Consider the following 14,629-nt stretch of genomic DNA (forward strand, 5'->3'; position numbering starts at 1 on the left):
TGCACAGGCGCTAAGCTCCCACGCGTTCGCGACGCAGATCTGGCGCCGCTCTTTTTTCAAACCATTGTTCCGAGGAATCCCCCATGCGCAGTGTCGTTTTCGAATCCTTTGGCGAACCTTCCGCAGTGCTGGTCCTGGCCGACCGCCCGAAGCCCGAGCCCGCAGCCGGCCAGGTGCGGGTGCGCATGGCGATGTCGCCCATCCACAACCATGACCTGGCCATCATCCGCGGCAAATATGGCTACAAGCCACCGCTGCCGGCGGTGCCGGGCACGGAAGCGGTAGGCATGGTCGACGCGCTCGGCGAGGGCGTCACGCACCTGAAGGTGGGCCAGCGCGTGATGCTGGCTGGCGCCAGCGCCACCTGGGCCGAGTATTTCATCGCCCCGGGTGCCAAGCTGATCCCGGTGCCCGACACGGTGCCCGATGGCCTGGCCTGCCAGCTGATCGCGATGCCCCTGTCGGCCGCCATGCTGCTGGAAGACCTGCAGCTGCAGCCGGGCCAGTGGATGGTGCAGAACACCGCCAACGGCGCCGTGGGCAAGACCGTGGCCATGCTGGCCCAGGCGCGCGGCGTGAAGGTGGTGAACCTGGTGCGCAGGGACGCCGGGGTGGCCGAGCTCGATGCCCTGGGCATTGCCAACGGCGTCTCGACCGAGCAGGCCGGCTGGCAGGAGCGCGTGCAGGCCCTCACCGGCGGCGCGCCCATCGTGCGCGCGGTGGACTCCATCGGCGGCGATGCCGCCAACCAGATCATGGATGTGGTGGCAACGGGGGCCACACTGGTGTCGTTTGGCGCCATGTCGGGCCAGCCGCTGGTCTTGAGCGCCAACAACCTGATCTTCAAGCAGGCCACGGTCAAGGGCTTCTGGGGTGCCAAGCGCTCCGAGGCCACGCCGCCGGACGAGATGGCACGGCTGATTGGCGAACTGATCCGCCTGGCTGCCAGCGGCGAATTGCGCCTGCCGGTGGAGGCCTCCTTCGACATTGCGGATGCGGCCAAGGCGGCGGCGGCCAGCGATGTGCCGGGGCGCGCCGGCAAGATCACGCTCACCGCCTGACGGTCACCCCGCCCAAAGGATCTGCACGATGCCTGACGCATCTCTTTTCGCTGGCGCGCTGCGTTGCGTGTTCGTGTATGGCACCTTGCGCCAGGGCGGTGCCAACGACATCACGCGCCTGCGGCCTGCGCCGCGTTTCGTCGGCATGGCGCGCACGGCGGGCACGCTGTACCACCTGGGCGCCTATCCGGGGCTGGTGCTGGGCGGTGCGGCCGTCACCGTGGGCGAGGTCTACGCGATCGAGCCCGCGCTGGAGCAGCGCCTGGACGGGATCGAGGAGATCGCTGGCGCCCCCGATGACGAGTACTTCAAGCGCGAGGTCACGCTGGAGGTGGACGGCCGCACGGTCGATTGCCTGGTGTACGAAATCAATCCCGCGCGCCTGCGCGGTGCGCCACGCATCGCCTGTGGCGACTGGATGGTCGAGATGGGGCGCGCGATCCAGGGCTGAAGGCCGCAGCCTGCGCCGTTCAGCAGGGCGACGGGGCCGAAAGCGTGCACCCCGAGGGGGCGCCCGGCGATTTCCAAACCCACACCCACAGAATTTCACATTATAAAAATTGCTTTTGGCGATATGGAATGCAAGAATGTTGCGGTGCGGCAATTTCTCTCAATACGAGAAAATGGTTTTCACATTGAGGAATTTGAAGCATAAAGTCTTGTTTTATAAGGGAAAAATTTATCTCTTATATAAGACATAAGAGCTTGTGCAACTCTTATACAAGACTTAAAGTTCTCTCCATGGGCAGCAGACGCAGCCCGGTGTTTTCAACCAACCTCAGGAGTAGACCCCATGCCCCAATCCTTCAACGAACAACTGAGCCGCGAACAGCAGATTGCCGCCCTGGAAAAAGACTGGGCGACCAACCCCCGCTGGAAGGGCATCAAGCGCGGCTACTCCGCTGCCGACGTGGTGCGCCTGCGCGGCTCCTTCCAGGTCGAGCACACGCTGGCCCGCCGCGGCGCCGAGAAGCTGTGGGATCTGGTGAACAACGAGCCCTACGTGAACTGCCTGGGCGCGCTGACCGGTGGCCAGGCCATGCAGCAGGTGAAGGCCGGCATCAAGGCCATCTACCTGTCGGGCTGGCAAGTCGCTGCCGACAACAACGAATACTCGGCCATGTACCCCGACCAGTCGCTGTACCCCGTGGACTCGGTGCCAAAGGTCGTGGAGCGCATCAACAACTCCTTCACCCGCGCTGACGAGATCCAGTGGTCCAAGGGCATCAACCCCGGTGACAAGGGCTACATCGACTACCACGCGCCCATCGTGGCCGATGCCGAAGCCGGTTTCGGCGGCGTGCTCAACGCCTACGAACTGATGAAGGCCATGATCCGCGCCGGCGCGGGTGGTGTGCACTTCGAAGACCAACTGGCCTCTGTGAAGAAGTGCGGCCACATGGGCGGCAAGGTGCTGGTGCCCACCACCGAAGCCTGCCAGAAGCTGATCGCCGCCCGCATGGCTGCCGACGTCTACGGCGTGCCCACCCTGGTGATCGCCCGTACCGATGCCGAAGCCGCCGACCTCTTGACCAGCGACTACGACGAGAACGACAAGCCCTTCCTGACCGGTGAGCGCACCGCAGAAGGCTTCTACAAGACCAAGAAGGGCATGGACCAGGCCATCTCGCGCGCCGTGGCCTACGCCGAGTACGCCGACCTGGTGTGGTGCGAAACCGGTACGCCCGACCTGGAGTTCGCCCGCAAGTTCGCCGAAGCCGTGCACGCCAAGCACCCCGGCAAGATGCTGGCCTACAACTGCTCGCCTTCGTTCAACTGGAAGAAGAACCTGGACGACGCCACCATCGCCAAGTTCCAGCGCGAACTCGGCGCCATGGGCTACAAGTACCAGTTCATCACGCTGGCTGGCATCCACTCCATGTGGTACAACATGTTCGATCTGGCCCAGGACTACGTGGCCCGCGGCATGTCGGCCTACGTCGAGAAGGTGCAGGAGCCCGAGTTCGCAGCCCGCGACCGCGGCTACAGCTTCGTGTCGCACCAGCAGGAAGTGGGCACGGGTTACTTCGACGAAGTGACCACCGTGATCCAGGGCGGCAAGTCCAGCGTGACCGCGCTGACCGGCTCGACCGAAGAAGAGCAGTTCCACTGATCTGCAATCCCTCGCCAAGAGGGATGAGGAGACTGCAAGAGGCCACCCCACGGGGTGGCTTTTTGCTTTCAGGGTGTGGTGGCGAATGTTGTCGGCACGCGACTGGCGGTGCGCCCTCTGGTGAACATGGTTAAAATGGCGGCATCAACTGTTTGATTTCCCACAAGGGCGAGAAAGGCAATCTGGTTATGACACCGCGAACTACAACGGAGTTTTCCACCGGCCATTAGTGGCTGGCCGTTCGCGCCTGCACGAGATTCATTCTCCCCAATCAAAAGCGCGGCCGGTTCCGCGCTTTTTTGTTTTTCGATTGCGCAGGGCGCGTGCCCCGTGATCGACCCCCGATACCCACCATCCACGGACAAGAGACCCCCATGATCCACATCACGCTCCCCGACGGCTCGCAGCGAGAGTTTCCCGGCCCGGTCACGGTCGCCGAAGTAGCGGCATCGATCGGCGCTGGCCTGGCCAAGGCGGCCCTGGCCGGCAAGATCGGCGACAAGGTGGTGGACACCAGCTACCAGATCACGGCCGACAGCCCGCTGGCCATCGTGACGGCCAAGGACGCCGATGGCCTGGAGGTCATCCGCCACTCCACGGCCCACTTGCTGGCCTATGCCGTCAAGGACCTGTTCCCCGAGGCGCAGGTGACCATCGGCCCGGTGATCGAGAACGGCTTCTTCTACGACTTCGCCTACAAGCGCCCCTTCACGCCCGAAGACCTGGTGGCCATCGAAAAGCGCATGGCCGACCTGGCCGCCAAGGACGAGCCTGTGCAGCGCCGCGTGCTGCCGCGCGACGAGGCCGTGGCCTATTTCAAGGGCCTGGGCGAGAACTACAAGGCCGAGATCATCGCCAGCATCCCGAGCAACGAGGATGTGAGCCTGTACCGCGAAGGTGCGTTCGAAGACCTGTGCCGCGGCCCCCACGTGCCCAGCACCGGCAAGCTCAAGTTCTTCAAGCTGATGAAGGTGGCCGGCGCCTACTGGCGCGGCGACCACCGCAACGAGATGCTGCAGCGCATCTACGGCACGGCCTGGGCCTCCAAGGACGAACTGCAGCAGTACCTCACCATGCTGGAAGAGGCGGAAAAGCGCGACCACCGCAAGCTCGGCCGCGAACTCGACCTGTTCCACATGGACGAGCATTCGCCCGGCACCGTGTTCTGGCACCCCAAGGGCTGGGCCCTGTGGCAGGAGGTGGAGCAGTACATGCGCCGCGTGTACCGCAACAACGGTTACCAGGAGGTCAAGGGTCCGCAGATCCTGGACAAGCAGCTGTGGGAGAAGACCGGCCACTGGGACAAGTACCACGAGAACATGTTCACGACCGAGTCGGAAAAGCGCGAGTACGCGCTCAAGCCGATGAACTGCCCGGGCCACATCCTGATCTACAAGCAGGGCATCAAGAGCTACCGCGACCTGCCGTTGCGCTACGGCGAGTTCGGTGCCTGCCACCGCAACGAGCCCACGGGCGGCCTGCACGGCATCATGCGCGTGCGCGGTTTCACGCAGGACGACGGCCACATCTTCTGCACCGAAGAGCAGGTGCTGGAGGAGTGCGCCAACTACACGGCGCTGGTGCAGAAGGTCTACAAGGACTTCGGCTTCACCAACATCATCTACAAGGTGGCCACGCGCCCCGAGGCGCGCATCGGCACCGATGAATCGTGGGACCGCGCCGAAAAGGCGCTGATGGACGGCTTGCGCCATTCGGGCTGCGAGTTCGAGATCGCCGAAGGCGAGGGCGCCTTCTACGGCCCCAAGATCGAGTACACGCTCAAGGACGCGCTGGGCCGCCAGTGGCAGTGCGGGACGATGCAGATCGACCCGAACCTGCCCGAGCGCCTGGACGCCGAGTACGTGGCCGAGGACGGCAGCCGCAAGCGCCCGCTGATGCTGCACCGCGCCACGGTGGGCAGCATGGAGCGCTTCATCGGCATGCTGATCGAGCACTATGCCGGCGCCTTCCCCGTCTGGCTGGCCCCGGTGCAGGTTGCGGTGCTCAATATCACCGACGCGCAGGCCGATTACTGTCGCGAAATTGTTGAACGGCTGCAAAAAGCACTGCCGAATCAAGACCTTAGGGTGGCCCTGGATCTGCGCAACGAGAAGATTACGTATAAAATACGCGAGCATTCGTTGCAAAAGCTGCCGTACATCCTCGTCGCGGGCGACAAGGAGAAGGCCGCAGGCGCCGTTGCAGTACGCGGCCGGGGCAATCGTGACCTCGGAGTGATGTCCATAGAAGCGTTCGCTGAGCTGATCGCCAATGACATCGCCACCAAAGCCTGAGTTTGATTCAAAACGCGCTTTGTCGCTTGCCAACTGTACGGTTGTAGCTACATTTTTTGTAGTATTTTGATTGAAGGAAGATAGCCATCGCTACTGAATTTCGTGATCGTCGCCACCGTGAAGAGCGCAAGCACCGCCTGAACCGTGAAATCATGGCCCCGGAAGTCCGTCTCTCCGGGCCCGAGAATGAGCCTTTGGGCGTGGTCAGCCTCATGGAAGCCCTGCGCATGGCAGGTGAGCTGGACGTGGATCTGGTGGAAATCGCTGCCACAGCGAACCCGCCGGTGTGCCGCCTGATGGACTACGGCAAGTTCAAGTACCAGGAGCAAAAGCGCGCTGCCGAGGCGAAGGCCAAGCAGACGGTGATCGAGATCAAGGAAGTCAAATTCCGTCCGGGCACGGACGATGGCGACTACAACATCAAGATGCGCAACATCCGCCGCTTCCTGGCCGAGGGTGACAAGTGCAAGATCACGCTGCGTTTTCGCGGCCGTGAAATCACCCACCAGGAGCTGGGTCTGGCGTTGCTCAACCGCATTCGCGATGAGCTGGCCGACACCATCATCATCGAGCAGTTTCCCAAGCTGGAAGGCCGCCAGATGATCATGATGATTGCGCCGGGCAAGAAAAAGCCTGCCGCCGCCAAGACGGCTGCGGCGGAAGGCACGCCTTCGGGCACTGCCGCCTGAGGCGGATCGCAGCAGAGAGACAGAAATTTGCCGGGCGGCCCCTGCAAGGGGGCCGCTTGGCGATAGGCAGTGCGAAAGCACTGCCGCACAGCCGGTGCAAGCCGGCTGAAAAAGTGGCTCGGGGCCAACAAGTTTGCGGATCGGTCTGCAAACGCCTCACGAGCACAACGAAAAGGAGCATTCACATGCCCAAAATGAAGACCAAGAGCAGCGCGAAAAAACGTTTCCGCGTTCGTCCCGGTGGCACCGTCAAGCGCGGTCAAGCCTTCAAGCGTCACATCTTGACCAAGAAGACCACCAAGAACAAGCGCCACCTGCGTGGTGCAGTGAATGTGCATGAGACCAATATGGGCTCCATTGCACAAATGCTGCCCGGTGCTGGCCTTTAATAACGACGAACAAGGAGTACTCACATGCCTCGCGTCAAACGTGGTGTAACGGCCCGTGCCCGTCACAAGAAAGTTCTCGCCCTTGCAAAGGGCTTCCGTGGTCGCCGCGGTAACGTCTTCCGCATCGCCAAACAGGCGGTAATGAAGGCTGGGCAATATGCCTACCGTGACCGCCGCACCAAGAAGCGCGTGTTCCGCCAGTTGTGGATCGCCCGTATCAACGCCGCTGCCCGTGAACTGGGCCTGACCTACAGCCAGTTCGCCAACGGCCTGAAGAAGGCATCCATCGAGATCGACCGCAAGATGCTGGCCGACCTCGCAGTGCACGACAAGGCTGCCTTCGGCAGCATCGTGGAGCAAGTCAAGGCCAAGCTGGCTGCTTGAGTTCACGACAGGCGGCCGTCTCTCACCGGACGGCTGTTTGCGCAATAACAGCAAGGGCTAGGGCTTGTGAAGGCACTAGCCCTTGTTCATTTTCAAGAGTCGATATGAACGAGTTGGATATCCTGGTCGAGAGCGCGACGCAACTGTTTGCCCAAAGCGCCACCCCTGCTGATCTGGAAAACGCCAAGGCGCAGTTCCTGGGCAAGGCCGGTCGCGTGACTGAGCTCATGAAGGGCATGGCGCAGCTGTCGGTGGACGAGAAGAAGTCCCGCGGCGCCGCCATCAACGTCGCCAAGCAGGCCATCGAGGCCGCGCTCACCGCGCGCCGCCAGGCACTGGCCGATGCGGAGCTGCAGGTCCAGCTCAAGGCCGAGGCCCTGGATGTGAGCCTGCCAGGGCGCCAGCGCGGGCAGGGCGGCCTGCACCCCGTGTCGCTCACGCTCGAGCGCATCGAGGGCATCTTCGGCTCCATGGGTTTCGACGTGGCCCAGGGCCCCGAGATCGAGACCGACTGGTTCAACTTCACCGCACTGAACACGCCGGAAGACCATCCCGCGCGTTCCATGCACGACACCTTCTATGTGGAAGGCGGCACCCCCGAGGCGCCCAACCTGCTGCGCACGCACACCAGCCCGATGCAGATCCGCCACGCGGTGCAGCATGTCAAGAAGCACCGCGCCGCGCTCGACGCCGGCCAGCCCATGCCCGAGATCCGGGTCATCGCGCCGGGCCGCACCTACCGCGTGGACAGCGACGCCACGCACTCGCCCATGTTCCACCAGTGCGAAGGCCTGTGGATCGGCGAGAACGTGAGCTTCAAGGACCTGAAGGTGATCTTCACGGCGTTTTGCCGCACCTTCTTCGAAAGCGACGACCTGGTGCTGCGCTTTCGCCCGAGCTTCTTCCCCTTCACGGAGCCCAGCGCCGAGATCGACATCCAGTTCCAGACCGGTCCGCTGGCCGGCCGCTGGCTGGAGGTGTCAGGCTCCGGCCAGGTGCACCCCGATGTGGTGCGCAACATGGGCCTGGACCCCGAAAAGTACATCGGCTTTGCCTTCGGCATGGGCCTCGACCGCATGACCATGCTGCGCTATGGCGTGAACGACCTGCGCCTGTTCTTCGACGGCGACATCCGCTTTTTGTCGCAGTTCCAGTAAGCAAGGGTCGGCCACTGGCTGCAGGGCCGGGCCATCCGCCGTTTTCGTCCTGGTGCGCGCTTCGAGATCCTGGCCGCGCAAGGCACTTTCCGTACAAGAGTTCGACTATGCAATTCCCTGAATCCTGGTTGCGTGAGTTCTGCAACCCACCCCTTTCGACCGCCCAGCTGGCCGAGACGCTGACCATGGCCGGCCTGGAGGTGGAGGAGCTGCGCCCCGTGGCACCACCGTTCGCGAAGATCGTCGTGGGCGAGATCAAGGAGGCCGTGCAGCACCCCGACGCCGACCGGCTGCGCGTGTGCCAGGTGGACGTGGGGCAGGGTGCCCTGCTGAACATCGTCTGCGGTGCGCCCAATGCGCGCGTGGGCATCAAGGTGCCTTGCGCCCTGGTGGGCGCCGAGCTGCCGCCCGGTGACGACGGCAAGCCCTTCCTGATCAAGGTCGGCAAGCTGCGTGGCGTGGAAAGCCAGGGCATGCTGTGCTCGGCGCGCGAACTCAAGCTCTCGGAAGACCATGGCGGCCTGCTCGAACTCGATGCCTCCGCGCCCGTGGGCCAGGACATCCGTGAGCACCTGAACCTGGACGACACACTGTTCACCCTCAAGCTCACGCCCAACCTGGCGCACTGCCTGAGCGTGTACGGCATTGCGCGCGAAGTCTCGGCGCTGACCGGCGTGCCGCTCTCGCAGCCCGCCTTCCCGGCGGTGAACTCGTCGGTCCCTGACACGCTGGCCGTGAAGATCAGCGCGCCCGACCTGTGCGGCCGTTTCAGCGGACGCGTGGTGCGCAACGTCAACACGCGCGCCACCACGCCGCAGTGGATGCTCGACCGCCTGGCGCGCTGCGGCCAGCGCGGCGTGTCGCCGCTGGTGGACATCTCCAACTACGTGATGTTCGAGCTGGGCCGCCCCTCGCACATCTTCGACCTGGACAAGATCCATGGCGGGCTGGACGTGCGCTGGGGCAAGGCCGGCGAGCAACTCAAGCTGCTCAACGGCAACACCATCACGGTGGACGAGAAGGTCGGCGTGATCGCCGATGCCCAGCAGGTCGAATCGCTCGCCGGCATCATGGGCGGCGATGCCACGGCCGTGTCGGACGACACGAAGCACATCTACATCGAGGCCGCCTTCTGGTGGCCCAAGGCCGTGGCCGGCCGCTCGCGCCGCTACAACTTCTCGACCGATGCCGGCCACCGCTTCGAGCGCGGTGTGGACCCTGCGCTGACGGTGGAGCACATCGAGCGCATCACCCAGCTGGTGATCGACATCTGCGGCACGCCCGAAACCGCCTGCGGCCCGATGGACGACCAGCGCGTGAACCTGCCCGTGCCAGCGCCCGTCACGCTGCGCGTGGCACGCGCGGCCAAGGTCATCGGCATGCCGATCACGCAGGCGCAGTGCGCCGACGTGTTCAAGCGCCTGGGCCTGCCGTTCACCGAGGCCGAAGGCACCCTCACTGTGGCTCCGCCGGCCTACCGCTTCGACATCACCATCGAGGAAGACCTGATCGAAGAGGTCGCGCGCATGGTGGGCTACAACAACCTGCCCACCACGCCGCCGCTGGCCCCCATCACGCCCAAGCTGCCGGCCGAGGCCACGCGCAGCCCGTTCGCCGTGCGCCGCACGCTGGCCGGCCTGGGCTACCAGGAAACCATCAACTTCAGCTTTGTCGAAGAGCGCTGGGAGCAGGAGCTGGCGGGCAATGCGCAGCCCATCAAGCTGCTCAACCCCATCGCCAGCCAGATGAGCGTGATGCGATCGAGCCTGCTCGGTTCGCTGCTGCAGGTGCTCAAGTTCAACCTGGACCGCCGTGCCGAGCGCGTTCGCGTGTTCGAGCTGGGCCGCGTGTTCCTGCGCGATGCCAGCGTGCGCAACACCGACACCACGGTGGAGGGCTTTCACCAGCCCATGCGCGTGGCCGGTGTCGCCTACGGCGCCAACGACATGCTGCAATGGGGCCGCAAGGAGCAGGGCATCGACTTCTTCGATGTGAAGGGCGATGTGGAGGCCCTGCTGGCCCCGCTGCAGGCGAGCTTCGAGCCCGGTGAACATCCCGCCATGCACCCTGGCCGCTGCGCCCGCGTGCTGGTGCAGGGCAAGCCCATCGGCTTTGTGGGCGAGCTGCATCCGCAGTGGCGCCAGTCGTGGGAGCTGCCGCTGGCGCCCGTGATGTTCGAGCTGGAGCTCGACGCCGTGCTGCAGCGCGTGGTGCCGCAGTTCAAGTCGGTCGCCAAGCACCAGGCGGTGGAGCGTGACCTGGCCGTGGTGGTGTCCGAGCGCGTGACGCATGCCGACGTGGTGGCGGCCGTGCAGGCCGCCGTGCCTGGGGGCATGCTGCGCTCGACCGTGCTGTTCGATGTGTACCGCCCCAAGCCGCTCAAGGCCGGCGAGGAGACTCCGGTCGGTGGCCTGGCCCCCGGCGAGAAGAGCCTGGCCGTGCGCCTGACGCTGGGCAGCGACGAGGCGACGCTGACCGAGGCCGAGATCGAGGCCGCCGTGCAGGCGGCTGTGACGCAGCTCACACAGCGCGTGGGCGCGCGGCTGCGCGGCTGACCATCGCGGCGACAATAGCCCCGAGCGAACGAACACAACAACATGACGATGCTGACTGGGAGAGATGCCGTGATCGAATTTGCCGTCGAAAGCCTGGAAACCCCTGCGCTCACCAAGGCGCAGCTGGCCGATCTCTTGTTCGACCAGATCGGGCTCAACAAGCGCGAGTCCAAGGACATGATCGACGCGTTCTTCGACCTGGTATCGCAGAGCCTGGTGGAAGGCAACGACGTGAAGCTCTCGGGCTTTGGCAACTTCCAGATCCGCACCAAGGCGCCACGCCCGGGGCGCAATCCGCGCACCGGCGAGGCGATTCCGATCCAGGCACGCCGTGTGGTGACCTTCCATGCCAGCAGCAAGCTCAAGGAACAGATCCAGGCGGCTGCCGGATTGTGAATTTTTGCCAGTTTGCGCGCTGATTTTCAGGGGTGGGCTGGCAGTTCCCGCCGGCCTGCAGTACCCTTGCAGGCTTTCCTGTTTGAATCCGGAACCCCATGGGCACTGTGCTTCCCGCCATTCCTGCCAAGCGCTACTTCACCATCGGTGAGGTGGCGGAGCTGTGCGGTGTGAAGCCGCATGTGCTGCGCTACTGGGAGCAGGAGTTCACCCAGCTGCGCCCGATGAAGCGGCGCGGCAACCGCCGCTACTACCAGCACCACGAGGTGCTCATGATCCGCCGCATCCGCGACCTGTTGTACGACCAGGGCTTCACCATCAGCGGTGCCCGCAATCGCCTGCAGGAGCTGGCACTGCCCGCGCGCAACGACGCAGCGGACGGTGCCGACAGCGAGTTGCCCAGCATGCTGGTGGACGATGCGGGTGACCTTTCCATCGGCTCGTCGGCCTTCGCTTTCGACTCGAATGCAGTGCGCCAGGAATTATTTGAGATCAGAGCACTGCTTTCTCCAAACTGACCCGAAATTGTGCATATAATCTAAGTCTTGTCGGCGTGTAGCGCAGCCTGGTAGCGCACTTGCATGGGGTGCAAGGGGTCGCGAGTTCGAATCCCGCCACGCCGACCATTTTCTTCGATGAACAACGGGCTATCGCCACAAGCGGTAGCCCGTTTTTCTTTGTCCGATCGCACTCGCCCGGGTTGGGGCAAGATCCGCTGCGGTGCTGCTACTTACCCAGGCGTGCCAGCGATTGCTGGATGTTGGCAAAGGCCTGGGAGAGCTTGTGGGTGGCGCGCTGCAATTCTTCGGGCTTGACCTCGCTGGTGCGGCGGCACCGGGGGCAGGTGATGCGCGGGCTCTGCTTGAGCTTGCCCAGCCGCTCCCTGATGGTCTGCTGGCAGTGCGGGCAGGGCAGTTCGATGCTGGCGTCGTCCAGAACAGTCATGGTGGCCCCTCTCGAAAGATGGTGGGTGCGAACTGGTGGAGCTTGCCGAACCATTGTGACCGGTTTGCCGGTGTGCGCCAATGGTGGTTTGTCCGCCGGTGCGAGGGGCCTCGATGGAGCGCCGCCGTAGTGCGCCGGCAGTGTCGCGTGCATGCCGCACCGTGTGGTCAATGCGCCCTGTTTGAAGGGCCGGTGGTTACAATACGTACTGGCTTTTGGATGGATGTGCGTGGCGCCCATGGTGCTTGCCGCGCAGGTCAAGACAAGGCGCCATGCGGGTTGGTCCGATGCGACGGGGCAGTTCGGTTCCGGGGCGGGCCATGGTTTCAGGGAGTCGGGTGGGGTGATCGCCATGCATTGGCGCTACCGCTGCCGCCTGGCATTCCCAAGAAAAACCCGTGCTGGCGGCGACCCCATCATTCGCAGCGAAAGCCCAGAGCCGTTGGTTGGTCCTGGGCTTTTTTTGTGGGCAGGGGTGGCAGGTTTTTCGAGACTGCTGTGTTCCGGCTGGGTGGGCGGGGCGATGGCCCCGGCGAGAACAAACCGACAACAAGTGCTGGATGGGGATTGCATGATCGATGGACTGATTTCGGGCCGTCTCTACGGAGGCCCAGAGCGGCGTCTGGACAAGGTAGGAAAGCCCTACATGGTGGCCAAGGTGCGTGCGCCCAGTGCCGAGGGCGAGATGCTGTTCGTCAACGTCATCGCGTTCGACGACGACGTGTGCATGGCCATGGAGCAACTGCACGACGGCGAGTCCATCTCCGTCGCGGGCTCCGTCACTCCCAAGGTGTGGACCGACAAGCAGGGCAATGTGCGCCCCGCGCTCGACATGGTCGCCCACCGCGTGATGAGCGCGCGCGACGCGTACCAGACGCAAACCAACTGACTGACACCACCAACGGCTGGGGTCGGCAGCTGCCTTCGCTTGCGAGCCGCGCAGGCAAGCGCCAGTGCTGTGGACCGCTGGGCCTGCTCGCTCAGCAGGTTGATGCCGGGCTTGGCGCGGCGTTGAAAGCCCGCACGCAGAGCGTTCTATGAAGGGGCCTTTGTGGTGGCCAGCTCTGTTCGCACATTGCCAAAACCCATGGCCACCCATTCTTCGGGCGACAGGTGGAGTTCGCGTACTTCAGGCTGGCGCGGCTCGATCGCGCGGCGCCGCTCGTGCTTGCCGGGCGGGCCATCTTCTCGTTGGCGGCGGTCCTTGCCGCTGCGTCGATCGTTGGGGATTTGCTTGTCCATGACTTGGGGTGTTTTTGGATGGGCTGGCCCGGTTGGTGGGGCGTTGGCATCGGCATGCACGCCGTGCGCTTCCGTTCCGATCGAGTATGCCCCACCCCCGCGCGGCGCGATGGCGGTAATCGGGGTTCAGCACACGCTTGCAAACTTTGTTGACGTTTGCGTGGGCCATGCCGTCCCGAACCAGCGTCGTGGGCTCCATCGAGGCGCCCCGGAGTCGTCGGCAGACCCCAAGCAAAAAGCCCCTGACTCTTGCGAATCAGGGGCTTTTTATCTGGTGCCGGAGAGATGAATCGAACACCCGACCTTCTCATTACGAATGAGCTGCTCTACCGACTGAGCTACACCGGCGTAAGACTTAGATTATAGCGTGGAATGGTAGCCTGTCACGCGTTCCACCTCATTTTTTGATCCGAGGATCACGCTGACGCGTTCATGCAACTGCGTGGGCTCGATCTCCATGATGCGCTGCTTGCCGTTGGTCGCGGCGCCGCCAGCCTGCTCGATGAGCCAGGACATGGGGTTGGCTTCGTACATCAGGCGCAGCTTGCCGGGCTTGTTCGGTTCGCGCTTGTCCCAGGGGTACAGGAAGATGCCGCCGCGCGTGAGGATGCGGTGCACGTCGGCCACCATGCTGGCGATCCAGCGCATGTTGAAGTCCTTGCCGCGCGGGCCGTCCTTGCCCTGCAGGCACTCGTCGATGTAGCGCTTCACAGGGGCATCCCAGTGGCGCATGTTGCTCATGTTGATGGCGAATTCCTTGGTGTCGTCGGGAATGCGCACGTTCTCTTCGGTCAGCACGAAGGAGCCCTGCTCGCGGTCCAGCGTGAACATGGCCACGCCGTCGCCCACGGTGAGCACCAGGGTGGTCTGCGGGCCATAGATGCAGTAGCCGGCCGCTACTTGCGCCGTGCCGGGCTGCAGGAAGTCGCCGGCCTCCACGCCGCGGTCGTCGTCGGGCTTCTTGAGCACGCTGAAGATGGTGCCGATGCTGACGTTCACGTCGATGTTGCTGGAGCCATCGAGAGGGTCGAACAGCAGCAGGTATTCACCCTGTGGGTAGCGGTTGGGCACCAGGTAGATGCCGTCCATTTCTTCCGAGGCCATGGCGGCCAGGTGGCCGCCCCATTCGTTGGCTTCGATCAGCACTTCGTTGGCGATGATGTCCAGCTTCTTCTGGATTTCGCCCTGCACGTTCTCGCTGGAGGCCGTGCCCAGCACGCCGCCGAGCGCGCCCTTGTTGACGGCCTGGCTGATGCTCTTGCACGAGCGGGCCACCACTTCGAGCAGCAGGCGCAGCTGCGAGGGGATGAGCCCGTCGATGCGTTGCTGCTCGACCAGGTAGCGGGTGAGGGAGATGCGGGAGCTCATCGGTGGTGTGTCCTTGGGCTTTGGGTTTTTGTGAAA

General features: G+C 64.0%; 15 protein-coding genes and 2 tRNA genes. 13 read left to right on the forward strand and 4 right to left on the reverse strand.

The window, feature by feature from the left end:
- The first annotated feature begins 83 nt into the window (after positions 1-83).
- The 12 genes from U5N23_RS30980 (at position 84) to U5N23_RS31035 (ending at position 11,664) form a co-directional block, all read left to right on the forward strand.
- Positions 84-1,061: a zinc-binding dehydrogenase gene (locus U5N23_RS30980; protein WP_322596510.1), complete on the forward strand. Its 978-nt coding sequence runs from the start codon at positions 84-86 to the stop codon at positions 1,059-1,061.
- A gap of 28 nt (positions 1,062-1,089) precedes the next feature.
- Positions 1,090-1,512 (forward strand): gamma-glutamylcyclotransferase family protein, encoded by a 423-nt coding sequence (locus U5N23_RS30985; protein ID WP_322596511.1) that lies wholly within the window; start codon positions 1,090-1,092, stop codon positions 1,510-1,512.
- A gap of 342 nt (positions 1,513-1,854) precedes the next feature.
- Positions 1,855-3,174, forward strand: a complete 1,320-nt coding sequence (gene aceA / locus U5N23_RS30990) for an isocitrate lyase (RefSeq protein WP_145698880.1) — start codon at positions 1,855-1,857, stop codon at positions 3,172-3,174.
- Between the two features lie 374 nt (positions 3,175-3,548).
- Positions 3,549-5,468 (forward strand): threonine--tRNA ligase, encoded by a 1,920-nt coding sequence (gene thrS / locus U5N23_RS30995; RefSeq protein ID WP_322596512.1) that lies wholly within the window; start codon positions 3,549-3,551, stop codon positions 5,466-5,468.
- 80 nt (positions 5,469-5,548) lie between these two features.
- Positions 5,549-6,157, forward strand: coding sequence for a translation initiation factor IF-3 (infC, locus tag U5N23_RS31000; RefSeq protein WP_416208702.1), 609 nt, complete (start codon positions 5,549-5,551; stop codon positions 6,155-6,157).
- Positions 6,158-6,342: 185 nt separating this feature from the next.
- A complete protein-coding gene (gene rpmI / locus U5N23_RS31005; RefSeq protein WP_007857467.1) occupies positions 6,343-6,546 on the forward strand; it encodes a 50S ribosomal protein L35 in 204 nt (67 codons plus the stop codon).
- A gap of 24 nt (positions 6,547-6,570) precedes the next feature.
- Positions 6,571-6,930 (forward strand): 50S ribosomal protein L20, encoded by a 360-nt coding sequence (rplT, locus tag U5N23_RS31010; RefSeq protein WP_005795139.1) that lies wholly within the window; start codon positions 6,571-6,573, stop codon positions 6,928-6,930.
- 104 nt (positions 6,931-7,034) lie between these two features.
- Positions 7,035-8,087, forward strand: coding sequence for a phenylalanine--tRNA ligase subunit alpha (gene pheS, locus U5N23_RS31015; RefSeq protein WP_322596513.1), 1,053 nt, complete (start codon positions 7,035-7,037; stop codon positions 8,085-8,087).
- A 107-nt stretch (positions 8,088-8,194) separates the two neighbouring features.
- Positions 8,195-10,642, forward strand: a complete 2,448-nt coding sequence (gene pheT / locus U5N23_RS31020) for a phenylalanine--tRNA ligase subunit beta (RefSeq protein ID WP_322596514.1) — start codon at positions 8,195-8,197, stop codon at positions 10,640-10,642.
- Between the two features lie 42 nt (positions 10,643-10,684).
- Positions 10,685-11,038: an integration host factor subunit alpha gene (locus tag U5N23_RS31025; protein ID WP_322596515.1), complete on the forward strand. Its 354-nt coding sequence runs from the start codon at positions 10,685-10,687 to the stop codon at positions 11,036-11,038.
- Between the two features lie 98 nt (positions 11,039-11,136).
- Positions 11,137-11,556: a MerR family transcriptional regulator gene (locus U5N23_RS31030; protein ID WP_322596516.1), complete on the forward strand. Its 420-nt coding sequence runs from the start codon at positions 11,137-11,139 to the stop codon at positions 11,554-11,556.
- A 31-nt stretch (positions 11,557-11,587) separates the two neighbouring features.
- Positions 11,588-11,664: transfer RNA gene (locus U5N23_RS31035), tRNA-Pro, on the forward strand.
- A 100-nt stretch (positions 11,665-11,764) separates the two neighbouring features.
- Here U5N23_RS31035 and U5N23_RS31040 read toward each other — a convergent pair.
- Entirely contained in the window at positions 11,765-11,983 is a 219-nt protein-coding gene (locus U5N23_RS31040; RefSeq protein ID WP_322596517.1) for a hypothetical protein, read from the reverse strand.
- 571 nt (positions 11,984-12,554) lie between these two features.
- On the opposite strand from U5N23_RS31040, the gene U5N23_RS31045 reads away from it, so the two are divergent.
- Positions 12,555-12,872 carry a single-stranded DNA-binding protein gene (locus tag U5N23_RS31045; RefSeq protein WP_179680835.1) on the forward strand — a complete coding sequence of 106 codons (318 nt, stop codon included), beginning with the start codon at positions 12,555-12,557 and terminating at the stop codon, positions 12,870-12,872.
- A gap of 146 nt (positions 12,873-13,018) precedes the next feature.
- Here the strand turns inward: U5N23_RS31045 and U5N23_RS31050 are convergent, their stop codons facing one another.
- The 3 genes from U5N23_RS31050 to U5N23_RS31060 all read right to left on the reverse strand — a co-directional run bounded on the left by U5N23_RS31050 (position 13,019) and on the right by U5N23_RS31060 (position 14,593).
- On the reverse strand, positions 13,019-13,225 hold the full coding sequence (locus U5N23_RS31050; RefSeq protein WP_322596518.1) for a hypothetical protein: 207 nt from the start codon (positions 13,223-13,225) through the stop codon (positions 13,019-13,021).
- Positions 13,226-13,497: 272 nt separating this feature from the next.
- Positions 13,498-13,573 (reverse strand) — tRNA-Thr (locus U5N23_RS31055).
- Positions 13,574-13,585: 12 nt separating this feature from the next.
- Positions 13,586-14,593 carry a class 1 fructose-bisphosphatase gene (locus U5N23_RS31060; protein WP_322596519.1) on the reverse strand — a complete coding sequence of 336 codons (1,008 nt, stop codon included), beginning with the start codon at positions 14,591-14,593 and terminating at the stop codon, positions 13,586-13,588.
- Between the last annotated feature and the right edge of the window lie 36 nt (positions 14,594-14,629).

The sequence above is a fragment of the Acidovorax sp. genome (assembly GCF_034519795.1).
Taxonomy (GTDB): domain Bacteria; phylum Pseudomonadota; class Gammaproteobacteria; order Burkholderiales; family Burkholderiaceae_C; genus Acidovorax.